The organism is Chitinophaga sp. H8, assembly GCF_040567655.1.
Classification (GTDB): domain Bacteria; phylum Bacteroidota; class Bacteroidia; order Chitinophagales; family Chitinophagaceae; genus Chitinophaga; species Chitinophaga defluvii.
Genome location: NZ_JBEXAC010000002.1, coordinates 1,082,836 through 1,106,422, shown reverse-complemented (window position 1 = coordinate 1,106,422; position 23,587 = coordinate 1,082,836). Strand labels below are relative to the sequence as shown.

The 23,587-nt window shown below is 45.8% G+C and carries 18 protein-coding genes; 7 read left to right on the top strand and 11 right to left on the bottom strand.

Annotated elements, in window-relative coordinates; translation table 11 throughout:
• Positions 1 to 250: 250 nt before the first annotated feature.
• From ABR189_RS18375 to gcvT, 5 genes are all read right to left on the bottom strand, one after another.
• Positions 251 to 3,976, bottom strand: coding sequence for an SNF2-related protein (locus ABR189_RS18375; RefSeq protein ID WP_354661928.1), 3,726 nt, complete (start codon positions 3,974 to 3,976; stop codon positions 251 to 253).
• A gap of 313 nt (positions 3,977 to 4,289) precedes the next feature.
• Positions 4,290 to 5,084 carry an MBL fold metallo-hydrolase gene (locus ABR189_RS18370; protein ID WP_354661927.1) on the bottom strand — a complete coding sequence of 265 codons (795 nt, stop codon included), beginning with the start codon at positions 5,082 to 5,084 and terminating at the stop codon, positions 4,290 to 4,292.
• 192 nt (positions 5,085 to 5,276) lie between these two features.
• Entirely contained in the window at positions 5,277 to 5,999 is a 723-nt protein-coding gene (locus ABR189_RS18365; protein WP_354661926.1) for a 2-phosphosulfolactate phosphatase, read from the bottom strand.
• Between the two features lie 26 nt (positions 6,000 to 6,025).
• Positions 6,026 to 6,499 carry an SRPBCC family protein gene (locus tag ABR189_RS18360; protein ID WP_354661925.1) on the bottom strand — a complete coding sequence of 158 codons (474 nt, stop codon included), beginning with the start codon at positions 6,497 to 6,499 and terminating at the stop codon, positions 6,026 to 6,028.
• Positions 6,500 to 6,520: 21 nt separating this feature from the next.
• Entirely contained in the window at positions 6,521 to 7,609 is a 1,089-nt protein-coding gene (gcvT, locus tag ABR189_RS18355; protein WP_354661924.1) for a glycine cleavage system aminomethyltransferase GcvT, read from the bottom strand.
• A 214-nt stretch (positions 7,610 to 7,823) separates the two neighbouring features.
• Between gcvT and ABR189_RS18350 the strand changes: the two genes are divergently transcribed.
• From ABR189_RS18350 to ABR189_RS18320, 7 genes are all read left to right on the top strand, one after another.
• Positions 7,824 to 9,446 (top strand): M28 family peptidase, encoded by a 1,623-nt coding sequence (locus ABR189_RS18350; RefSeq protein WP_354661923.1) that lies wholly within the window; start codon positions 7,824 to 7,826, stop codon positions 9,444 to 9,446.
• Between the two features lie 191 nt (positions 9,447 to 9,637).
• Positions 9,638 to 10,045 (top strand): hypothetical protein, encoded by a 408-nt coding sequence (locus ABR189_RS18345; protein WP_354661922.1) that lies wholly within the window; start codon positions 9,638 to 9,640, stop codon positions 10,043 to 10,045.
• A 17-nt stretch (positions 10,046 to 10,062) separates the two neighbouring features.
• The gene (locus ABR189_RS18340) at positions 10,063 to 10,749 is read left to right on the top strand and encodes an NUDIX hydrolase (RefSeq protein WP_354661921.1); all 687 of its coding nucleotides are present in this window, start codon (positions 10,063 to 10,065) and stop codon (positions 10,747 to 10,749) included.
• A 90-nt stretch (positions 10,750 to 10,839) separates the two neighbouring features.
• On the top strand, positions 10,840 to 11,751 hold the full coding sequence (locus ABR189_RS18335; protein ID WP_354661920.1) for an NUDIX domain-containing protein: 912 nt from the start codon (positions 10,840 to 10,842) through the stop codon (positions 11,749 to 11,751).
• Positions 11,752 to 11,763: 12 nt separating this feature from the next.
• Positions 11,764 to 13,179 (top strand): nicotinate phosphoribosyltransferase, encoded by a 1,416-nt coding sequence (locus ABR189_RS18330; protein WP_354661919.1) that lies wholly within the window; start codon positions 11,764 to 11,766, stop codon positions 13,177 to 13,179.
• Between the two features lie 35 nt (positions 13,180 to 13,214).
• Positions 13,215 to 14,498: a class I SAM-dependent methyltransferase gene (locus tag ABR189_RS18325; RefSeq protein ID WP_354661918.1), complete on the top strand. Its 1,284-nt coding sequence runs from the start codon at positions 13,215 to 13,217 to the stop codon at positions 14,496 to 14,498.
• A 22-nt stretch (positions 14,499 to 14,520) separates the two neighbouring features.
• Entirely contained in the window at positions 14,521 to 14,799 is a 279-nt protein-coding gene (locus ABR189_RS18320; protein WP_354661917.1) for a hypothetical protein, read from the top strand.
• Between the two features lie 27 nt (positions 14,800 to 14,826).
• Here ABR189_RS18320 and ABR189_RS18315 read toward each other — a convergent pair whose 3' ends face one another.
• From ABR189_RS18315 to ABR189_RS18290, 6 genes are all read right to left on the bottom strand, one after another.
• Positions 14,827 to 15,672 (bottom strand): hypothetical protein, encoded by an 846-nt coding sequence (locus tag ABR189_RS18315; RefSeq protein WP_354661916.1) that lies wholly within the window; start codon positions 15,670 to 15,672, stop codon positions 14,827 to 14,829.
• A 233-nt stretch (positions 15,673 to 15,905) separates the two neighbouring features.
• Positions 15,906 to 19,082: an efflux RND transporter permease subunit gene (locus ABR189_RS18310; RefSeq protein WP_354661915.1), complete on the bottom strand. Its 3,177-nt coding sequence runs from the start codon at positions 19,080 to 19,082 to the stop codon at positions 15,906 to 15,908.
• Between the two features lie 187 nt (positions 19,083 to 19,269).
• A complete protein-coding gene (locus ABR189_RS18305) occupies positions 19,270 to 20,346 on the bottom strand; it encodes an efflux RND transporter periplasmic adaptor subunit (protein ID WP_354661914.1) in 1,077 nt (358 codons plus the stop codon).
• 83 nt (positions 20,347 to 20,429) lie between these two features.
• Positions 20,430 to 21,791, bottom strand: coding sequence for a TolC family protein (locus ABR189_RS18300; RefSeq protein WP_354661913.1), 1,362 nt, complete (start codon positions 21,789 to 21,791; stop codon positions 20,430 to 20,432).
• Between the two features lie 148 nt (positions 21,792 to 21,939).
• Positions 21,940 to 22,554 carry a TetR/AcrR family transcriptional regulator gene (locus ABR189_RS18295; protein WP_354661912.1) on the bottom strand — a complete coding sequence of 205 codons (615 nt, stop codon included), beginning with the start codon at positions 22,552 to 22,554 and terminating at the stop codon, positions 21,940 to 21,942.
• 7 nt (positions 22,555 to 22,561) lie between these two features.
• Complete coding sequence (locus ABR189_RS18290) at positions 22,562 to 23,170, bottom strand: TetR/AcrR family transcriptional regulator (protein WP_354661911.1); 609 nt, start codon at positions 23,168 to 23,170, stop codon at positions 22,562 to 22,564.
• Between the last annotated feature and the right edge of the window lie 417 nt (positions 23,171 to 23,587).

The following is a 23,587-nucleotide window of genomic DNA, read 5'->3' as shown; positions in this document are numbered from 1 at the left end:
GTAGCATAACTTAATTATTGATGATACTACCTCTTAACCAGCGGAATGCCAGTAAACACAACCAGGCCACATTACAGAACTAACAGCCTGTAAATCAATTAAATAAAAGAGAGTCAGGAGAAAAGGCGCAAGATGCCAGCTATGAAAACCATGCAGAAATGGAAGGGTATTTACAAAAAATGAAAGGAGGTAAACGGCACCTCAGGTAGGTACCTGCATAAAAAAGGGGCCCAAAGTTGAGCCCCTTTTTTTAACTAAAGAGATATAATACATCCTCTTTGGTAAGTTTCTTCACAAAGCCGGTATCATCGGCAATGATCTCTTTTACCAGGGATTTTTTGCGTTCCTGTAGTTCAAGGATTTTTTCTTCTACCGTATCCTTACAGATCATCCGGTAAGCAAAGATATTCTTGGTTTGCCCGATACGGTGGGTACGATCAATCGCCTGCTGTTCTACAGCCGGGTTCCACCAGGGGTCTACTATATATACATAGTCGGCAGCGGTAAGGTTCAGACCCACACCACCTGCTTTCAGTGAAATCAGGAACACCCGGCATTCATCATTGTTCTGGAAATTCTGAATAGCTTTTTCACGATCCATAGTAGAGGTGCTGCCATCAAAATACTCGTAAGGTATTTTCATATGCGCCAATCTTTCCCGGATAAGTCCCAGCATACCCAGGAACTGGGAAAATACCAGCACCTTATGATGACCAATATTCTCCGCTATCTCACGGGTTAGCTCATGCAACTTCACCGAGTGATTGGGGTAATGCTCCGTTTCATTCAATATAGCCGGCGAATCACAGATCTGCCGCAATTTCATCAGGCCCTGCAAAATGGTAAGCTGCGACCGCTGCATACCCTGATCTTCAATAACACCCAATATCTTGGAACGGTACGTATTGCGGTAAGCATCATAAATATGCCGCTGTTCCGCATCCATTTCACAGAAGATCACTGTTTCGATCTTATCCGGTAAATCTTTCGCTACCTGCTCTTTCGTGCGGCGTAAAATAAACGGATAGATCAGCTTGCGTAAATGATCTTTTCTTTCTTCATCCTGGAACTTGTCGATGGGGGTAGCAAACTCATTACGGAAAAAGTCCACACTTCCCAGCATGCCCGGATTCAGGAAGTTCATCTGCGCATAGATATCAAAGGTATTGTTCTGCATGGGTGTACCACTCAGCGCCAGCCTGTTTTTAGTATTCAGTAGCTGTGCTGCTTTAGTTACCTTGGATTGCGGGTTTTTAATTGCCTGTGACTCATCCAGTATCACATAATCAAAGGCCACCTTCATCAGCAATTGAATATCGCTGCGAAGGGTACCATAAGTGGTGATGATCACATCATACCCCTGCAGCTCTTCCATACTTTTCAAGCGGGCAGGTCCATGGTGAATATGATGGCGGATGCCCGGCGTAAATTTCCGGATCTCATTTTCCCAGTTATAGATCAGGGTAGTAGGACATACCACCAGGGCCATACACTGGTCATCATTTTTGTTCTTATAATTTTGCAGGAACGTAAGTGCCTGGATCGTTTTACCCAAACCCATATCGTCCGCCAGTATACCTCCCCACTTCACCTCATCCAGGTAGTTGAGCCATTGGAAACCACTTTCCTGGTAAGGACGTAAAGTAGCATGTACATTGGAAGGCAATGCTATACTCCGGATCTCGTCAAATTGCAATAACTTTTTACGTTTTTGCTCCAGTTCTGCTACAACCGCTTCATCATCAATGAATTCGTATAACTCATCAATAACGCTGAAGTTGTATTTACTCAGCTTCAACCCCTTATCCTTTTCTTCCCCTACTTTAAACAGCAGGGAATATTTCTTCAGCCACTCTTCCGGCAATAAGCCCAAAGAGCCATCTGCAAGCTGTACATAGTTTTGTTTGTTGGCCAGCGCATTTTTGATATCCTTAATGCTCACTTTCTGATCGCCGTACAACACTTCTATCTGTGCATCAAACCAATCAATACCGGAACTGATCTGCAGGTTGGTAACCGGCTTATGGGAGCTGAATTTAAAGTTCCTCAATGCATCAAAACCAAACACCCGCACATCCATTTCCTTCAGGGCATCAAAAAACAGGAAGAACCAGTTGTTCTTCAGGGCTTCCTTAGCACGCAGGAAAAAGTAGTTATGGGTATCTATCTGCGGGAAATTGGTATGCAGTGCCCGTATCTGGTTCACAAACTGCATTTCCGCTTCCTTATTCCGGTGTATGATCAGCACTTTATTGCCTTCCTGCACCGTAATACGGGTTTCATCATTCCAATCCACTTCCTGCCCGTGATAGGCAAATCCCGGCTGGATGATAAAGGTTTCGCCCACTTCTTTCAGGTACACACGGCATTCCGGTAATATATCATCCACTTCTGCCAGTAAGGAAGTATCAAATTGAATTTCATACTGTTTACTCAGTGGCAGCAGATAATCTTTAAGATATACCGGCCAGTCTGCTGATGGAATACGTACCAGCCCGTTTTGCCGGAACAATTCCACATGCAATGCATCCTGCGGATTCTCAAAAACATGCATTACATTATTATGCAGGAAAAGTAACGGACTGTCCCATTCATTGGCCGACACATTGATCAGCTCTCCTTCAATGGAAACAAAACAGGTGAGCTCTACATAACTATCCGTAGTATTTGTTTTAAATACCAGCGATAGCTTATCAGCACCTACCTGTATGGGTAGGATATTCTTTGTTTTAAATGGCTGCCGGTTAGGCAGCAGGAAAAGTAATCCATGCTCTGCCAGTACCGGGAATAACTTCACCAATTTGGGATGCAGGTATTCCAGCATCAGCTCCTTGGTTTCTGTGGGCAGCTCCTCTTCATTCTCATGGGTAATATTTTCCCATATCCCGGCAAAGGGGGAGTTCTTGCTCAGGAATTTGCTCACTTCTGTGCCCTGTACTTTACGCACAGGAGCGATCATTTCCCGGTCTCTTTCTTTGTACTGATAAAAATCAACGTACTTGGTAAGATCCAGTTTATTTACCAGCGATATAAATTCCGTTTGTTCCTCATTTACCTCCCCGCTAACCAGATCTAACCGGAAGTAAGGATAAAGGGGTTCATTGGCGTTAAATACCGCACCTAATCTTTGTGTAATGACAATTGTTTCTGCCGGTGGTGGCGCTGCCTGCTGCTTACCGGAAATAGGCGCTTCCACCCGCTTGATACTGGTATCCAGCACCCTTAAAAACGGTTTCCCCTCCATATAGGAAAAAGTAAATTTTCCTTCCAGGTCATCCGACAGGGAATAGCCATAAATGGCCAGCAGTTTATTCTTTTCTTTATCCCAGTTGCGTAAGGTATCAAAATAAAAAGCACCGTGCTTGGTCAGCAAATGCAAAAACAGGGCTGTTTTGTGTTTGCATAACGCATGCTCCGTTTCATCACAGGTACAATGTGTATCAAAAAGACGTTCCTCATTCCGCTGAATAATAAGCGGATATTCAACACCGTCCTGTTTCAGCACAGCTTCTACCTTTTCATCCTTCGCCTGTTTGATCTTTACCAGACGCTGCATTTTTTCTGCTTCTTCAAAAATGTGATTGGAAGTGAGCAGTTTCAGCGTTTTAAGATCTATGGATTTCATTTTAATCAGCGTATGCTGCTGATTATAATGTGTTTCAAAGCTCTCAAAATGGTTCTTGTCCAGCATTTCCTGTAGCTGGAATAACGCAGCTGCTTCATGCCGGCAGATATCTCCCAGGTTGTACGGGCATTGACAACGGATAGACATCGCTGCCGTTTCGTTGTATTTGCTGATGGAAACGCGGTAATAATTGGCGTGCGTATCACTTTTAACCCGGAAAGTAGCCGACTTTAATATCGGGTCCGCATCCAGCAATTCTACGCCGCCAGTAGAATATATACGCTTCCCCCTGCGGATCACCTCATCAGTGCCGTTATTATAAACATACTTTAGTAAGTGGGGTAGCGACATACCTAAAACTTGTTGCCAGCTTTTATCTACAGCCAAGGGTTAAAAAAACTAAATTATTTAGCAGCCGTAGCAAAGGCAATCCACAAAAATAAGCAGAAAATTCTTAAAACAGACCAGCAGGTACATTAAACTTTTGTGTCATACCCGGAAAGTGAAGCAGGGAGAGAGCTATGAGCCTCGAGCCATGAGCTTCGAGCTACATACAGCGAATGGCTTAACGGGCTATCAGCCATCAACTTTCCCCTAGTTTATATTGATACTCGCAACGGGCAGCTGATTATTTCCCAACATAACACAGGCAGCTCGCAGCTAACTATTCATATATCCTCAGGTACCGCTTTACAGAAAAATCCATGGTCTTTTTGGCATCCTGCCGGAGATAACGCCCAAAAGCACCATACATCACATCATAGCTGAGGGGAGCCACCGCTTCCTGAATCCCTAACACCTCACTTTTACGCATAGGGATATAATTGGGGAAACTATACATAAAGGATACGGATTTCAGATCCGGGGATACCTGTATCACATCTCCTACGAGTAATACACCATTATTTTGCGGGGTATATAATACATTGGCGCCGGGAAAATGCCCGGCGCAAAGCACCAGCTTCATACCGTCCCACAGCGCCTGCTCCTTTCCCTCCCACAACCAGATCACCGCATCTGTACGGCCCAGCCATTGTGTGTCCAGCCGGTGTACATATACCGGTATATTTCCAAAAGCATGACTCCATTCCACCATCGTTGAAAAGTAATGGGGGTGTGATAATGCGATCGCTTTAATACCTCCCATCCGCTGGATAATATCAATGGTAGAGGCATCCAGGTTGGTGATACAATCCCACAAAATATTACCGCCAGGGCTAATTACCAGGTGGGCACGCTGCCCAATGGCAAAGGAAGGGGTGGTATAAATGGCATACACATCCGGCCCTGCTTTTTCAATAATATTTTTGTGCTGACGGGCCACCTGCTCCAGTGTAGTCCATGATTGTCCGTTGGGATTAACGTACTGCCGGTCGTCTTCGCAGATAGGGCAGTGGGCAGGAGCTGTAGCAGACAGGTCATATTGTACGCCACAGGTAGTGCAGATGTAATGTTTCATATGCTCCTTTGTTTGGTCTTCAAATTTGGGTAAAAAATCCGGTTTATGAAACGGCGCAGCGGTATAGATTTTACTGGATAATTACGGTACCCTGAAAAGAATACACTACAACAGGTGTACTAACAGCAGAAGGCGATGCCCCCGGGAGCGCATCGCCTTCTTTATAATATAATTAATATCTCCCTTTAAACCTTATCCTACAATCAACTCCCCATTCTTCAACAATGGCAATACATTGGCGCCATCCGGGGTAAGACAGTAACGGATATCTTTTTCCAGCCCAAACTTAGCCAGGCGCTGGAAATGCGATGCGCCCTGCATAAACTTGTATACATCCGGTTTTGCCGTATTGTACAAAGTTTCTGCCGCCAGGGCAGAATCACAGTTCATATGAAAATGCGACTTGATACGGCTTACCACCGCTCCTGCAAACAAAGTATCTTCCATGTTCACCCGGTCTTTCCAGGCAGCACAGCCCAAGATCACATTCTGTTGCTGCGCTACCAGGTAATCACATACAGCAGAGATATTAGGAAAAGATCCGGTAATAATCTGTATGGCGTCTTTGGCCATATGCAGCAGCTTGGTGCCATTAGTGGTAGTGAGCACAATTGTTTTGTTCTCTATAAAATCACGCGGATACTCAAACGGAGAGTTGCCATGCAGCAACCCTTCTGCTATCTTCCCATCCCGCTCACCTGCCGTAATGGCCCCCAGTTGCCGCCCTATGCTCACACATTCTTCTACTGATGCTACCGGGATAATCTTGGCCGCCCCATTATACAAGGCAGTACAAATTGTAGAAGTGGCACGCAGGACATCTATAATGACTACAATACTATTCTTTACATCATACAGGTGTAATAACGCCGGTGATAAACATACTTCCAGCGTGGGTTTGTTATGCTCTGTCATTCAAACTTGTTTAATAAATCATGTCACTAATCCAGTATCACCCGCCACTTTTCACTCTCTGCATATTCTTTTATACTCCTGTTACGCTGCTCCAGCAACCTGGTCATATACCTGGTCAGAAATAGCCGTTCTAGCATCCGGCCCCACCGTCCATAAGGTGCTTCATACTCCATAATGTCAATAGCTACTGTACCATTACCGATTTCCTTAAAATGATGCTCATGCTTCATGGACTTAAAATCACCTTCAATCATTTCATCACAAAAATAATCCGGTTTGCGCATCGCCGTTATCCTGGTAGTCAGCTCCCGCATCTTACCCAAATGGCGCGCCCGCCAGGTAACTGTTTCATCATAGGATATCAATCCGCTGGTACGGCCTTTAATGGCCTCTTCTTTTAAATGCTCCATACTGCGCTTGTGCAGCGTAATACTCCGGCTCAGGTCAAAAACCCGGTCCAACGGAGCATGGATAACAGTGGTTAAATGAATAATAGGCATAGATATGGTTATAAATGACTGTTATGCCAAAAAGGGCACTTTTACCACCCTGGCCTTCAGCAACTTATCTCTTACTTCAATAAAGATCTCTGCATCCTGCGCGGCAAAAGCCGTTTTCACATAGCCTAATCCGATCGCTTTTTGCAGAGAAGGGGATTGTGTGCCGGAAGTTACCCGTCCTATTACCTCACCTTGTGCATTTTTAATCACATAATCATGACGGGGAATTCCCTTATCTACCATTTCAAAACCTACCAGCTTCTGGGTTACACCCGCTGCTTTCTGTTTTTCCAGGATATCCTTTGCCGTAAAATCCTTGGTGAATTTGGTAATCCATCCCAGTCCGCCTTCCAGGGGAGAGGTGCGGTCATCTATGTCATTGCCATACAGGCAGAAACCCATCTCCAGGCGCAACGTATCCCTTGCTCCCAGGCCAATTGGTTTTAATCCCTGTGGTCCGCCAATTTCAAAAATCGCATGCCAGATCTTGTCGGCAGCGCCATCTTTATCTTCAAAATAGATCTCTACTCCACCTGCTCCGGTATACCCGGTAGCACTGATCAGCACATTTGGTACGCCTGCAAAAGTACTTTTCTCAAAAGTGTAGTACTTCAGGTTCACCAGGTTCACTTCTGTCAGAGGTTGCAGTATACTAGCGGCATTAGGGCCCTGTATGGCCAGTAAACAGGTTTTATCGGAAATATTATGCATTTCCACCCCTTTGGTATTATGCTGGCTGATCCAGTTCCAGTCTTTATCGATATTACCGGCATTTACCACCAGCATATATACCTGGTTCTCTTCAATGCAATACACCAGCAAATCATCTACTATCCCTCCTTCAGGATTAGGCAAACAGCTATACTGCGCTTTCCCCGGTGTCAGCTTGGAGGCATCATTGCTGGTTACCCGCTGGATCAGATCCAGGGCGTTTTCCCCTTTTAATATAAACTCACCCATGTGACTTACATCAAAGACCCCTGCATTTTTACGAACAGCACTGTGTTCATCATTAATACCAGTGTAGGAGATGGGCATGTTAAATCCTGCAAATGCAGCCATCTTGGCGCCTAGCGCAATGTGTTTTTCTGTAAACGGCGTATTTTTCATACTTATTGTTATATGCTTTGTTTTGGGTATGAACCGGATCAGGGATGTTGCCCCTTTTTAAACCGGGCAAAAATAACATTTAAAACCTAAAGGGGAAAAGGCCTGGGCCCAAAACCTTTTTTTTGGTGCAATAATTGCATTTTAATCTCACTTTCATACAGAGCACCTAATTTCGCACTGTAAATAAGCCGTATTTACCCTAAAAAGAAGAACCGTGAACAAGATCATCTGGTTGTTTCCCTTCGTATTGAGTACACTTTATGTAAGTGCTCAAAAGAAAACGGACCGTAAAACACTGAGTAACCTGCAAATGCATGTGGCCTACCTGGCAAGTGATAAACTGGAAGGACGCCGCACAGGAACTCCCGGAGAACAACTCGCTGCGGCATATATTGCCGGTCAGATGAAAGATATCGGGCTTACGCCCATGGGAGAGGAGGGCTTTTTACAAACCTTTACTGTAAAGGAAGGACGGGAACCTGCGGCAGATACTAAAATGAGTATCGGCGATCAGATACTGACGCCCGGTACCCAATTCATTCCACTGCCTTTCAGTGCCGCCAGTTCTGCTAAAGGAGAAGTAATCCCCAACGTAAATGAACCGGACAATATCTGGCTGGTAAATGTATCCGAAATGGATATCACCAATCCGCATGAAAGCATGGCCAACCAATACCTGAAAGAAGCCAAAGAGGCACAACAGGCAGGGGCCACCGCGGTAGTGTTCTATAACAGCAAGGAAACAGCTGCCGAGGTTGCGGAATGGCTGGATCAAAATCCGGCGCCCATTCCTGTTCCGGCGGTATGGGTCAATGATGCGGTCAGCAAAAAACTGATGGCAGACGATGCGGAAGGATTCAAAATCAACCTGCAGGTGGCTTTCAAACCTACCAAACGCACTGGTACTAACGTTATTGGTTATATAGACAACAAAGCGGAAAAAACAATCATCCTGGGGGCTCATTATGACCACCTGGGCTATGGGGAAGATCATAACGGACTGGGTACTGCTACCAAAGAGATCTACAATGGTGCGGATGATAATGCCAGCGGTACTGCCGCACTCCTGGAAATAGCCCGCTTGCTGAAAGCGTCTAAACTGCGGGGCAACAACTACGCGATTGTCGCCTTTTCCGGGGAAGAACTGGGATTGTTTGGTTCTAAATACTTTACAGAACACAGCCAGATAGCGCTGTCACAGGCCAATTTCATGATCAATATGGATATGGTAGGCCGGCTTACTGCCGAAAAAGGTTTACAGATCGGCGGTATCGGTACCTCTCCTGCCTGGAACACGATCCTGCCGGCAGTGGCGCCTAAAGAACTGAAACTATCATACGACTCTGCTGGTGTAGGTCCCTCAGATCATACCTCCTTTTACCGCAAAAATATCCCGGTACTCTTCTTCTTTACCGGCACACACAGCGATTATCATAAGCCTACCGATGATGCCGGCAAGCTCAACTATGACGGCGCACTGTCTGTTGTAAAACTGGTATACGATATCATTGACAAGGCCAACGGGATGGACAAACTAACATTTTCCAAAACCCGGGAACCTCAAATGGGTACCAACGCACGTTTTTCTGTAACCCTCGGCATTATGCCGGACTACACCTTTGATAAAGGGGGCGTACGTATCGATGGGGTTACCGATGGCCGCCCGGCTTCAAAGGCGGGGATGGCTGCCGGGGACGTGATTGTACAAATGGGCAGCCTCCCGGTTACCAACCTGGAGGCCTACATGCAGGCATTGGGGACTTTTAAAAAAGGCGACCAAACCGATGTGAAAGTGAAAAGAGGTAATGCTGAAAAGGTATTCCAGGTACAATTCTGATGCCCGATACCCCCTTCCCCATATCTTCTTCTCTGACAGGCATAGGGCATTTGCCCGCAATTTGATAACTTGCACTTCACAGGATGGGGGCTGCAGGTAAAGTATTCCTTTGCTACAACCGGACAACAGGCCACTTTAGGCCATTTCCCCGCCCAACAGGCGGCCTGCTCCTATAATCTTAATGCTGTAACATGATGAGGAGGTTTTTATTTATACTATCTGCTGCTACTGTACTTTTTGCGTGTAACCAAACCCGTAACAGCGGCATCGATAAATCTGCCTACGATGTAATTACCGAAAAAAGCTACGTGATCCGCCAGGTAAAACCCCTGGCAGGCGACTCTCTCCAGGAAGCTGTCATGGCTAAACAACAGGAGCTGATCACCTACCTGGAAAAACACCAGTTCATCCGCCACATCGCCGGAAAAGACAGCCTGCTGTTTCGCCGGGCAAACGGGCTGGAAGTATTAATTGAACTGCCTGTACCGCAGGATGCCTGGGAATCCCATACCATCATTGCTTTTGATCCTCAGAAAAACCCGCTGTTTGTAAATTTGCATAAAGACACCTCACAAATAGCACATTATATTAAAAAGTAAATTACGGTCCTTCAGCCTTGGCTATACAACAGAACATACGATTAAGCGTAGATGCAGTAGTGTTTGGATACACTGCCCGGGAAAGTATCTCCGTACTGCTCATTAAACGTACCATAGAACCTTTCCTCCACAGCTGGGCACTCCCCGGCGGATTTGTAAGAGATCATGAATCACTGGAAGAAGCAGTAACCCGCGAACTGCAAACCGAATCCGGTGTCCATATCAATTACCTGGAACAACTATACACCTTTGGCTTGCCTTCCCGTGATCCCAGAGGCAGGGTAGTATCTGTTGCCCACTTTGCACTGGTAAACCCAACCAACTTCAAACTGGCAGCCAGCTCCGATGCGGAAGATGCGGGATGGTTCAATATCAAGGAACTGCCCGACCTGGCTTTTGATCATGCCGGTATTATTGCCGAAGCCGTGAAAAGACTACGGGGAAAAATCAGGTACCAACCCATCGGATTCGAACTCCTGGACAAAAAATTTCCGATTGCCGACCTGGAAAAATTATATGAAACCCTCCTGGACCGCCCCATAGACCGGCGCAACTTCCAGAAAAAAATGAACCACCTGGGTATCCTCATCGCACATAACGAAACACAAAAACAACTGTCCCAGGGCAGACCCGCCAAACTCTTTAGCTTCAACGAAAAACGATACTTCCAACTCATGAAAGATGGTATCGCTTTTGAAGTGTAAACCTATTTTGTGTAAAAAATACCAAAAATATTTTGCCAATATGTTTGGCAGATGTATATTTGTGTAACAATTACACAAAACACTAACCACATGCAGAACATCAAACCCACTGGTGTGATCATTGCCAGGTTCCAGACACCTTCTCTCCACCCCGGACACCTCAACCTGATCAACCAGGTAAAACAAAAGCATAACCGGTTAATCATCGTGTTGGGTGTTTCTCCTGTAAAAGGCAGCCGCAAAAACCCGCTGGACTACTTCACCAGGGAAAGAATGATCAAACAAGCATTCCCGGATATTGTTATTCTTCCATTAAGTGATCAGCCGGACGATAAACAATGGTCTAAAATGCTGGACGAATTATTACTGCATACCTTCCCACACGAAACATTTGCCCTCTACGGCAGCCGGGATAGCTTTATTGCTACTTACTCCGGACGTTACGCTACCGAAGCGTTACCTCCTGTACAGGACTACAACGCTACTGCTATGCGGGAAGATATCTCTGACAAGGTTTTTGCTACGGAAGAGTTCCGTGCAGGGATTATCTATAATACCTACAACCAGTTCCCGAAAGCATACCCCACCGTAGATATCGCTTTATTCAAAGACAATCAGCAATATTTACTGCTGGGACGTAAACCCAACGAAACTGCCTGGCGCCTCCCCGGTGGATTTACTGATCCTACGGATGCCTGCTATGAAGCGGCAGCGCTCCGGGAATTACAGGAAGAATGCGGCCCCCTCACGACTACTCCGTTGCAATATGAAATGTCTTTATTGGTAGACGACTGGCGCTACCGGTCCGAAACAGATAAGATCATGACCTCCCTTTTCAGCACCAGCCTGATATCAGGTGAACCGGCCCCAGGCGATGACCTCGCCGCGGTAAAGTGGGTGCCCGTAAAAGATATCATACCACTTATTGCAGCAAAGGAAATCGTCAGTACACATATTCCCCTGCTGGAAAAATTAGCCCAAAAATATTCTGAGAACGATTAAAACGAACGAACCATGACAAAGGAAAATCTCATTCTCTTAGCCGACGCTTACAAATACTCCCACCACAAATTATACTTACCAGGCACCCAATACATCTACTCCTACCTGGAAAGCCGGGGCGGCAAGTTTAACGAAACAGTATTCTACGGCCTGCAATATTTTCTGAAAGAATACCTGCAGGGGGTAGTGATCACCAAAGAAAAAATAGACGAAGCGGAAACGCTGCTGCCACAAGTGTTTGGCCGTAATGATGTGTTTGATCGTAGCAAGTTTGATTATATCATTGAAAAGCATGGCGGGAAATTACCGGTACGTATCAAAGCCGTGGCAGAAGGCACCTCCGTACCTGTACAAAATGTGCTGATGACCATCGAGAATACCGACCCTGCCTGCTACTGGCTCACCAACTTTCTAGAAACACTACTGATGCAGGTATGGTACCCCTGCACCGTGGCCAGCGTATCCCGGGAAATTAAAAAGGTAGTACGCCAGTACTACGAAGCTACTGCCAGCGAAGCGGCTTTTGCCGGGATAGATTTTGTGCTCAACGACTTTGGCTTCCGTGGTGCCAGCTCCGTAGAAAGTGCCGGCCTGGGGGGCAGCGCTCACCTGGTTAACTTTGCAGGCAGCGATACCCTGGCGGCGTCCGTTTTTGCCAAACGGTATTACCACGCTACACAGGCAGTAGGTTTATCCATCCCGGCTACAGAACACTCTATCTGTACCCTGCTGGGGGAAGAAGGGGAACTGGAAATTTTCAGACACGTACTAAACACTTTCCCTACCGGTACCATTGCCTGTGTGTCTGATTCCTACAATATTTTCCGCGCCTGCGAAACATACTGGGGCACTGAGCTCAAAGAACAGATCCTGAACAGGAAAGGTACTTTGGTCATCCGCCCTGATAGTGGGGATGCGGTGCAAACACTGCTCCGGGTGTTCGATATCCTGATGAATAAATTTGGCTTTACCATCAATGAAAAGGGGTATAAAGTACTCCCTCCACAGGTACGGGTAATACAAGGTGATGGCATCAGCTATTCTTCTATTCCTCCCATCTATGCAGCATTGCAAAAAGCCGGTATCAGCGCTGAAAACCTGGTATTGGGAATGGGTGGGGCCCTGCTGCAACGGGTCAACCGCGATACCCAGGAATTTGCGCTCAAATGCTCCTATGCCCAGGTAAATGGTGCACACATAGATGTCCAAAAGATGCCCGTAGAGATGGATGCCAATGGACAACTCCGTACTTCCTTCAAAAAATCCAAAGCAGGTAAACTAAAACTGGTAAAGGAAAACAACACGTACAAAACCATCCGCCAGAATGATATGCCCGCACTGCAGGATGAGTTACACACCGTATTTGAAAACGGGGAAATTACCCATGAATATACTTTTGAAGCTATTAGAAAACAGGCGACCTTATAGATTTGATCCATATTGTTAATGACTATCTTCACACCATGTATTTACTTATTCCGGGCAGACACCATCTATTAACCGACTTTCAGTTCAAATACCTGAACCGCCTTATCCAGTGCAAACTGGAAGGGGAGGCGGATGTACACGGCACGCCGCAAAAAGCACAGGAAATTACAGCGATCATATTTGCTGTAACTTCTGCCAATCACTTAGGTACCAAACGCAACCCCATCCCTTTCTATCTCCGCTCCATGATCATTCAGGAGTTCTCTAATTACCTGGAACTGCCGGTATACGTATATGGGATTGATGATGTAGGTGTAATCAACGATTTTGCAGAATATACGGTAAAGACCATACGCCACTCAAGTGAAGGCCTGCATGCGCTTACGCCTGAAAATACAATTGTGATCTGCTCCACACCGGTAAAAGACATGTACCTGCAACATGGCTTCACCGTATTGCCGGCAGAATGGGATACTGCTTCGGGGCAATATAACCGGCAGCTGCCCTGGGACATTGTACAGCTGATCGTGCATGCGGATGAATGGCGGAAAGACAAGCAGGTACTGGAACTGATGCATCCGGCTTCCTTTAAAATATGGAACCTTTATAAACTGGGCGAAAAAGTACGGCACATCCTCAAAGATCCTATCATTGGGGCGGATGGTGATCTTACTGCTACGCGCGATTATAACGTATATGTGCGCCAGATGGATGAAATAGCTACCCTTAAATACCGCGAAACAGCTCCCTACATCCAGCCGGGAAAAATAGGGGATATCGGCTGCGCAGTAGGCTCCTGGATAAAAATGGCTTGTGCAGATGAACGCCTGCATGAATGCGATTGTTATGGTATTGAAGTGTCACGCCACCTGTTCGATATCTGCCTGCAACGCAAGCATAACGGAGAATTTGCCAACCCGTCCGTTTTTTTCTCCCAGAAAAACGCAGTGACTAGTCTCGTGTTTGAACAGGATAGCATGAATACCATTCACACTTCTTCTTTAACCCACGAAATAGAATCTTACGGCAACCGCCATGACCTGCTGGAGTTTATCCATAACCGTTACCGGGAACTGGTACCCGGCGGAGTATGGATCAACCGGGATGTGGTAGGTCCGGACAACAAGCACGAAACAGTATTACTCTGGCTGAACGAAGAAGACGGCAGTAATACCACCGAAGCGCCTGCTACTACAGATACCCACCAGCTGGCCCAATGGGGGCCAGCTTTCTACGCTTGCACTGTTCAAACGTTTTGCACAGGATTTCCGCAGGCAGGAAGGCTACCAATTACAGCATACCTGGGTAAATATCGGTAATACCACCTACTGCCAGCTATCCATGCAGGATGCCTGCGAGTTTATGTACAAAAAGGATTACCATGATAACTGGCTGAGTGAAATGCACGAAACCTTCTGTTTCTGGAACTTGGCCGACTGGAAAAATGCACTGGAAAATACCGGCTTCCGGCTGGATCCATTATCCAATGCCTATCGGAACGACTGGATCGTACAAAACCGCCTGGAAGGGAAAGTGCAGTTATTCAGGTTAAACGAAGCGGGCACTTTGGTACCGGTTGATTTCCCGGTATCACATATGCTGCTACTGGCAAGGAAGTAATGCGCCACCTGCACAAATACGCATACTTTACACTCCCTTTTCCAATGCCGGCATCAACTCAAAAGACTGCTGGCAATGAGGGCACGCCACGATGCCAAATAATTGGGGCAATAAGATAATATAGTCTGCCATGTCATACCGCTGCGCCATATCCGTCAGCCAGTATTGCGCAGTGGCCCGGTTATAGCTGCCGTCCCAGTCGTCCGGATTGACCGCAACAGGGATTACTGCATACTTTTCCTGCTCCTTTTCAAAAACAGGGTCATTGGCATATACCTTCAGGATGCCTTCTTCATTCCATACAAATACTTCACTATTGCAATGCGGGCACACGCATACATATTCATCCTGATGGTAAATAAGCAACGCCCTGGCAATAGCTTTACTTCCCGTTACAGCTGCCAGGGTAGTCAATACTTCTTTTTTATCGGACTCATTTTCCAATACCTGTTTGGATAACAGGTACAGGCAATACTGCTCTACATCTTCTGCGGTACGTTTATAAGCTGTTTGTATATTCAGTAGGGTAGTAGTATCCAGCTCCCGGTTTTTACGCAGGGGCTCGTACAACAGGGGAGAAGCCACCGCCGCAACATGGTCTTCGTAATCAAATGCATATACGCCCCCGCAAAAATTCAGTATCTCCATGATGGCCGGAATATCTTCCTGTTCTTCCAGCAGCCGGAAAACAGCCGGCATGGCCGCAAAGGTGGCATCATATACGGTATACTGATGACAAAGCATCCCATAAAACAAGTCGTCTTTATCCTCATCATTTCCCTCCTGCAGTTGCTGAAGTATTCCCGGTACATCATTGGCAGGACCGTATGCGTGATGTAGTTGCTCCCAGCGGGTATCTGTAAGTGATAACATCTCTGAAAATATTGGCTCTATAAATATACTGTTTTTTGAGGGGCCGTACGCCCTCTCCCGGAAGGTGCCCGGACAAGCCTTATTGACTGATCTCCAGGTGTTTGATACCGCCTGCGGTGGCATTACAGAACCGCCTCTCCCGCATAGGCATAAAAAAGCCGGAATAAGATTATTCCGGCTATTTACCTAAACCTACAACTGTTACACTGTCAGTAACAATATCTTCAAATATGTTAGTTCATGTGCGCATGGCTCAGCACTTCTTCATAAGGCGCTACCATCCGCTGACGGATCAGGCGCTTCTGGGAAGGCTTGTTCATACCAAAACGCTGCATCACACTGTCTACTATTTTATATACCACTGGTACTACTATCAGCGTCAGGAACATGGAACTGATCAAACCACCGATGATTACCCAGGCCAGACCATTCTTGGTAGAGGCCACCCCACCTGTTGCTAACGCAATAGGCAACATACCTATCACCATCGCAATCGTGGTCATCAGGATAGGACGTAAACGGGCATTGTTGGCATGTATCAATGCTTCCATCGTTGTTTGTCCCTGCTCCTTCATCTGATTGGTAAAGTCTACCAGGATGATCGCATTCTTCGCTACCAGCCCGATCAGCATGATCATACCCAGGATGGTAAAGATGTTCAGCGTATTATTGGTCAGCGCCAGTGCCAGCAAGGCACCTATGATAGCCAGCGGGATAGAGAACAATACCACAAACGGGTAAATGTAGTTATCATACAAGGCCACCATGATCAGGTATACCATTACAATGGAGATCAGCAATGCTGCTCCCAGCGTACCAAAGGAATCACCCTGGTTTTCTGCATCCCCACCAAACAGGTAGGAGATACCGGCAGGCTTAGGCAATTCTGCCAGCTTAGCTGCAAACTCCTGGTTTACGGTACCGGAAGGACGACCCATTACCTGCGACTGTACAGACACAGAGGTATTTTTATCCCTTCTTTCCAGGTGGCTTGGCCCGGAACCTTCTGTTACAGTAGCAAACTGCGACAGACGTACCAATGCGCCCTTGTTGTTCAGGAACGTAATGTTGGACACATCCTGCAGGTTCTTACGGTTAAAGTCGTCAAAGCGGATGTTGATATCATATTCATAATCTCCCTGGCGGAACTTCACTTTGGAATCATCCGCAGTACCACTAAAGGCGGTCTGCATAGTTCCACCCACTGTTTCCAGTGTCAGGCCCAGTGCCGACATCTTATCACGGTCTACCTGTACGTTGATCTCCGGGTTACCTTCTTCTACAGAAAGTTTTACCTCACTCGCACCGGGCACTGTTTTCAGTGTGGCCATCGCTTTTTGTGCAAAGGCCATTACACTATCCAGCTCAGTCCCCATTACCACCAGCTCTATCGGCGCTCTTTCTGCAGTACCCAGGATACTTACGGAGGTAGTTTTCACTTTCACACCAGGCAGGATCGCTTTTAATTCTGCTTTCACTCTTGCTCCATATATATCAGAGGGCTCCCGGTGTTCCGGTTCTACCAGCATTACGGTGATCTCTGATTTATAAGCGGTAGACTGGGAGTTACCAAAACCATCTTCACTGGTTTGACCCACTGTAGTGATCAAACGGGTTACTTCCGGTTTCTTGGATAAGTATTGTTCTGCTTTACGGGTAGCCTGGTTAGACTGCTCCACAGAAGCATCTTTAGGCATTTCCAGCATCACGATAAACTGTCCGCGGTCACCCTTAGGAATAAACTCTCCACCTATATACCCTTTACCTATCAGCATAAAGGAAGCCACCAGCAATACCAGGGAACCAATAATAGTGATGGTTTTGTGTACCAGCGCCCATTTCAGGATACCGGTCATCCAGTCTGTAAATCGTTGCAGTTGTTTTTCAAACCACAGGATAAACTTCTCAAAGATGTTTTTACCAGTGATATGTTCCAGCTTTCCGAAACGGGACGACAGCAGCGGCACAATCATAAAGGACGACAGCAAACTGAGCATCGTGGAAATCATTACCACCACACAAAACTCCCGGAGGATCTTTGATACCAGTTCATTGGTCAGCGAGATAGGCAGGAACACCACCACAATTACCAGAGTAATAGAGGTAACGGTAAAGCCTATTTCTTTTACCCCGTCAAATGCCGCACGTACTTTGTTTTTTCCCATCTCCATGTGACGGTAGATATTTTCCAGCACCACAATCGCATCATCCACCAGGATACCTACCACCAGTGACAGCCCCAGCAAAGACATCAGGTTGAGCGAGAAGCCCATCAGCTCCATACCAATGAAGGTAGCTATCAGTGATGCGGGGATAGAGATCATTACGAATATCGCGTTACGGATACTGTGCAGGAACAGCAGCATTACAAATGCCACCAGCACTACCGCAATGATCAGGTCATGTATTACCGAATCGGCAGACTCCAGCGTAAACACCGAAGAGTCATTGGCCACCAGGATTTTTACATCATTGGCAGCATAGTCTTTTTCAATCTTCGCAATGGCTTTCTGCATCTCCTCACTCACCTGTACAGCATTGGCATCTGTTTGTTTCTGCACCTGCAGAGCTATCGCACTTACACCATCCACACGGGCAATACGTTCTGCATCTTTTTGTGAATCCTGTACGTCTGCCACATCTTTCAAACGGATCTGCGCGCCGTTATCAGTGGTAGTCAGTACCAGGTTACGTAATTGATCTACGTCCTTATATTTACCTGCCAGGCGGATCAGGATCTGCTGGTCAGCAGTTTTCACCTTACCGGTAGGGAAGTCCATGTTTGCATTGGTAATGGTTTGTCTTACCTGCAGGATGGACATATTGTATGCTTCCAGTTTCTTGGGATCAATGTTCACCTTTACTTCACGCTCCTGTCCACCAATCAGGGTTACCTGTGCCACACCCGGCAAACGGGATAATAAAGGCTGCAGTTTTTTATCTACCAGGTCATAAAACACTTTGTCGTCCATTTTGGCAGTGGCAGACAAGGTCATGATCGGCAAGTCATCTATTGAAAACTTGTTCAGGGAAGGTGGTTTGGCATCCCCCGGCAAATCAGCCAGGATAGCGTTCACCTTACGTTGTGCATCCTGCAGCGCAATATCCACATTCGCATCATTGTTTAACTCTACGGTTACAATGGATAAACTCTCGGAAGATTTGGAAGTGATCTTCTTGATCTTTTCCATAGAGGCAATCGCATCCTCTATCTTTTTTGTAATGGTACTTTCTACCTCATTGGGGGAGGCACCCGGATAAATGGTAGCAATCGTTACTACCGGAGAAGAGAACTTGGGCAACAGCTCATAGTTCAGTGATTTATAGCTCATGATCCCCAGCAGCGTAAGGATGGTAAATACTACCACTACGATGGTAGGCCGCTTTATGGATACTTCTGTAATTTTCATGTTTGAATAATTTGTTGTGTCACCAGATGCTGTATGCTGTTTAGCCGGATACCAGATTAGCTGTTCGGTATATAATTCATCCTTCCTTGTTAATACCTGAATTTATCGGAAACCTTAAACCTGTCCATTGTATCTGAATACCTTTCAGCTTCCGGTATCCAGCTGCAGCAATATTTTCGCGTACGCTTTATTTGGTGGCAACATCCTGCTGCACTACCACTTTGGTTCCATCTACCAGGTTGATCTGGCCGCTGGTGATGACTACATCACCTTCGTTCAATCCTTCCCGTATTTCTACCTGGTCGCCCATAATACGGCCGGCAATTACCTTCCGTAATTTGGCGGTATTGTTGTCCATCACATACACCTGGTTACTGTTTACACCACCCACAAAAGCGGTACGTGGTATAATGATAGCCGGTGCCACATTAGGAATATCGAAGTGGGCAGTGCCATACATGCCTGCTTTCAGTGATTTACTGTCTATATTGGTGACTTCCATCTGTACGGGGTAGTTAAGGGTGTTATCACCTTTGGCAGCAATAAAAGTGATGCGGCCTTCATAACTTGCTTCCGGGAATACATTGGAAGTTACTTTCACTTTATCGCCTTTGCTCAGGTGAATCACCTGTGCTTCCGGAACAGTTACCTCCAGTTTCAGACGGGCTACGTCTACGATGTCAAACATCTTGGTACCTAACGACAGGTATGCTCCTTGTTCTACATATTTTTTATTGATAGTACCCTGGATAGGCGCTTTTACATTTGTATCACGGATACGGCGGCTCGCAGCATTGTATCTGGTAGCAGCCAGGTCGTATTGCAAACGGGCATCATCCACCTGTTTCTGGGTAACCCCACCGGTTTTAAAGGCACTCTCATATCTTTCCTTATCTACTTTCAGCTGCTCCAGGTTTACCTTAGCAGATTCCAGATCAGTACCCAGGATTTCGCCATCTATCAGCGCAATCACCTGGCCTTGTTTTACATAACTGCCTTCATCTACCAGCAGTTTGGTAATACGGCCGGATACTTCTGCCATATAGGTCAGCTCGCGGATAGGTTCAAAATTACCGTTGGCCATAAAGCCCTGTGAGTAATCCACCTTAGATACTTTGCTTACCAGCACGGGTACATCCCCGCTATTACTTTGTTTTACAAATTCTGTTTTTGCTTCGTTAGCTTTTTTATTCGCGTTCAGCTTCCACATGATCAATACCAAGGCACCTATCGTTACAGCACTCCAGATAATAATTTTCTTCATTTGAAAATAGTTTGTGTGTTTTATTGCTTTCGCTTACCCGTTTACCTGGAACAGCAGCGGGTATGCTGTGTTTTCGTTTATAATTAGTTTAAAAGGGTTTTAAGACCACCATTGGATTTGATAATGTCCAGCTCGGCCAGCTTGTATTGCAGCAGGGCCTCATTGTAATTATTCTGTGCAGCTGTAAGTGATGTTTCAGCATCCAGCAGGTCGGTCAGATTAGCTAAACCCAGGTTGTAATTATTTTGGGTAGAGCTGTATACCTCATTGGCCAGGTCTACGTTTTCCTGCTGTGCCCGTATAGTGGTCAGGTTGTTCTGTACCTGGAGCTTGGCATTGGCGTAAGCGGTGTTCAGGGCCAGGGAAGTTTCTTCGATCTGTTTGTTCAGCTGGCGCAGTGTAACATTAGCCTGACTTACTTTGGAGCGGCGGGCAAAACCATCAAAGATGGGGATCTTCAGGGTTACCCCTACTGCCGCCATACTATACATATTGGCAGTGGAGTTAGCGCCGGATTTTAAGAAATCGAACTTATTACTTAATCCATTGTAAGAGTAGTTGGCAAAAGCAGAAAGGGAAGGGTAGTACTCTGCGATATATGCTTTCTTTTGCATACCCTGCAGCTCTTCCTGTTTCTTTAATAATTTATACTCTGTTCTGTTGTCCAGATTCAACCCACCAAAGTCTACAGCAGTAGCTGTTTTCTTTTCAATCTCTGCAAAAGAAGTTCTGGGTAATGATATCTCTGTTTCTATAGCCATGCCCATGCTTTGTTTCAGCTGGTTAGCCTGTACCTGCAATTGATTCATCAATTGGGTACGTTGCGTTTTATAGTTGGTCAGGTTTACCTTCATACGGTCCTCATCAATTTTCTTGGCAAGGCCGTTCTTAACCTGGGAAGCGGTCGTTTCGAGTAGCTTGGAGATCTTGTCAATATTAGCATCCAGCACATTCATTTTTTCGCGGGTAACGAGTGTCTGGTAATACAGTTGTGTGACGTTGTAGATCACCGTTTCTTCAGAAAGTGCCGTTTGCATTTTGTAATATTCTTCGCCCGACTTTGCTGCTTTCAGTCCTGTAAATACGGATTGGTTGAAGATCTGTTGACTCAGATCAGCGCCCGCAGTTACGTTGTGTTGCAATCCCATGGGCAACAATTCAGTAGTACCTGCTGGTTTGCCTACCATTTCGCCGGGTACGGGGATCACGGCATTCTTGATGTTGTTGGTATACTTGGCGTTACCATTGATCTGCGGTAAAGCCTGTGCCCTGATTTCGCTGGTTTTCAGACGCCCCATGTCTTCTTCCATCCTGGTGCGGGACAGCTGCTGATTATTTGACAGTGCATATTGCAGGGCCTGCTGTAGTGTAAGCTCCGTTTGTGCATACCCATTTAACACGCCTACGCCTAATAGCAGTATAAGTGATAATTTTAACCTTTTCATCTTTTTATAACTTCAGTTTTTGTGTGTGTTTACAGCTATCTTTTGCCATGACTGCCGTACGTTTCAGACAAGGCATCCGCCAGGCGGCATACCTGTTATGGCTGCCGGCCCAAGGAGATAGTTATAAAATGTGTGTGTGTATGCTTCGTTAATCCGTTTCGTTAATCTGCAGATATTGGTTCACCAGTTTATGCCCTTTTAAGGTGGCAATCCCCAGGATGTAATGTGCAGATACCTGGTACATTACTTCATGCAGATTAAACTGATCGGCCGGGTACTGTGCCGGATCAAAAGCTGATTCCAGCTGCAATTGCCGCATCCGTGCCACAATATCTATTTTCAGGTCGTTGCGGTATAGGCCTTCCGCAATGCCCCTTTTCAGATTCTCTTTAATGTTTCTTAATACGCCATCCTGCTTAAACTCCTGCACGGCTTTCCAGGTTTCGGGGTGATACTTCTCTACTTCATACAGCATCACCGGATTCACTGTTTTAGCCAGCCACTCTATACTCTTCAATCCATTTATTAATTCTTCAATCGCATTTTGTGCAGACTCCTGGCAAACGCGGTAGGTTTCCAGTTGCTCATCCAGCATAAACTGCATACTCTCTTTCACTAATCCCTGCTTATCGGTAAAATGCTCGTATACCGTTTTTTTGGAGATACCACAGTCGCGGGCAATATCAAACATCGTCACACTTTTCATCCCGTACGTACGGAACATTTTTAATGCGGCGTCTAATATTCTTTCCTTCACTTCCATGATATAGTTATGGTTGTTTTAATCCTTTAATAAAAATGGTGGCTAGCAACTGCTGCTTTTTAATAACCAGCTCAAACTCCTCATCTGTAAAACTGGAATCGGAACGCACATGGTCCAGTACGGAATACCGTAATCCCATCAATGCCTCTGCTAATAACCTCGCTGTTTCATTGGGGTCTGCTACATGAAATTCTCCACGCTCAATCCCTGCATTTATAATAGCAGCATGTATGGCTACTTCCCTTTCTTTGGCTTTTACCAGCTCATCATGGAAAGCCAGGGAAGCGTCCTGTAATATTTTAAATAACTCCAGCCTGCAAAATTTCTGTACAAAATTCTGGCGGATGGCAATAATATTCATCAATGCCTCGGCAGCTGTTGTGATCTGCCTGGTTTCTTTTTCCATTTCCTGGAAATACACTTCACCTATCTTTTGCAACACGGCAAAGTGCATGGCATTTTTATCCGGGAAATAATAATATAAAGATGCCTTTGAACAGTGCAGATCATCTGCAATCTCGTTCATGGTGGTTTTAGAAGCGCCGTAATGAGTAAAACGCTTCAGAGCCGCCTCCAGGATCTTTTCCCTCATTCCATCTTTGGTCTCTGTTTGCATTAACTTTCTGACTTTTTAAGTTTATAAGTCAAAAGTACAACGTTTTATTGAATTAGTAACACTAGTTGACCATTTAACAGTTATTTAACTTTTCGATGACAAAAGTCAGAAAGTCAGAATCTATATCTAATACATTGAAAATGAAACAAATAAATACTGAACAGCAGGAATTACCAGGAAAGGAGGAGGAAGTGGGCTACGCCTACCTTGAAGCATAGTTAAAGCATGGTTAAAGCATAGTTAAAGCATAGATAGAGTATGAATAGAGCATAAAAGGCTATGAAATGGGTATAACAAAAACATCCTGTGGGGCAAAATTACCACACAGGCAACAGATCATTAGCATATAACTATCATTGAACCTTCCGCTGCATTCAGCTAAAAGCTAAAGGCTAAAAGCTAACAGCTCTTTCCCGC

What these genes read in the sequence shown, in the direction of transcription:
- ABR189_RS18375 (WP_354661928.1), bottom strand. Translation starts at nt 3,976, where the DNA reads ATGTCGCTACCCCACTTACTAAAGTATGTTTATAATAACGGCACTGAT.
- ABR189_RS18370 (WP_354661927.1), bottom strand. Translation starts at nt 5,084, where the DNA reads ATGAAACATTACATCTGCACTACCTGTGGCGTACAATATGACCTGTCT.
- ABR189_RS18365 (WP_354661926.1), bottom strand. Translation starts at nt 5,999, where the DNA reads ATGACAGAGCATAACAAACCCACGCTGGAAGTATGTTTATCACCGGCG.
- ABR189_RS18360 (WP_354661925.1), bottom strand. Translation starts at nt 6,499, where the DNA reads ATGCCTATTATTCATTTAACCACTGTTATCCATGCTCCGTTGGACCGG.
- gcvT (WP_354661924.1), bottom strand. Translation starts at nt 7,609, where the DNA reads ATGAAAAATACGCCGTTTACAGAAAAACACATTGCGCTAGGCGCCAAG.
- ABR189_RS18345 (WP_354661922.1), top strand. Translation starts at nt 9,638, where the DNA reads ATGATGAGGAGGTTTTTATTTATACTATCTGCTGCTACTGTACTTTTT.
- ABR189_RS18335 (WP_354661920.1), top strand. Translation starts at nt 10,840, where the DNA reads ATGCAGAACATCAAACCCACTGGTGTGATCATTGCCAGGTTCCAGACA.
- ABR189_RS18330 (WP_354661919.1), top strand. Translation starts at nt 11,764, where the DNA reads ATGACAAAGGAAAATCTCATTCTCTTAGCCGACGCTTACAAATACTCC.
- ABR189_RS18325 (WP_354661918.1), top strand. Translation starts at nt 13,215, where the DNA reads ATGTATTTACTTATTCCGGGCAGACACCATCTATTAACCGACTTTCAG.
- ABR189_RS18320 (WP_354661917.1), top strand. Translation starts at nt 14,521, where the DNA reads ATGCAGGATGCCTGCGAGTTTATGTACAAAAAGGATTACCATGATAAC.
- ABR189_RS18315 (WP_354661916.1), bottom strand. Translation starts at nt 15,672, where the DNA reads ATGTTATCACTTACAGATACCCGCTGGGAGCAACTACATCACGCATAC.
- ABR189_RS18310 (WP_354661915.1), bottom strand. Translation starts at nt 19,082, where the DNA reads ATGAAAATTACAGAAGTATCCATAAAGCGGCCTACCATCGTAGTGGTA.
- ABR189_RS18305 (WP_354661914.1), bottom strand. Translation starts at nt 20,346, where the DNA reads ATGAAGAAAATTATTATCTGGAGTGCTGTAACGATAGGTGCCTTGGTA.
- ABR189_RS18300 (WP_354661913.1), bottom strand. Translation starts at nt 21,791, where the DNA reads ATGAAAAGGTTAAAATTATCACTTATACTGCTATTAGGCGTAGGCGTG.
- ABR189_RS18295 (WP_354661912.1), bottom strand. Translation starts at nt 22,554, where the DNA reads ATGGAAGTGAAGGAAAGAATATTAGACGCCGCATTAAAAATGTTCCGT.
- ABR189_RS18290 (WP_354661911.1), bottom strand. Translation starts at nt 23,170, where the DNA reads ATGCAAACAGAGACCAAAGATGGAATGAGGGAAAAGATCCTGGAGGCG.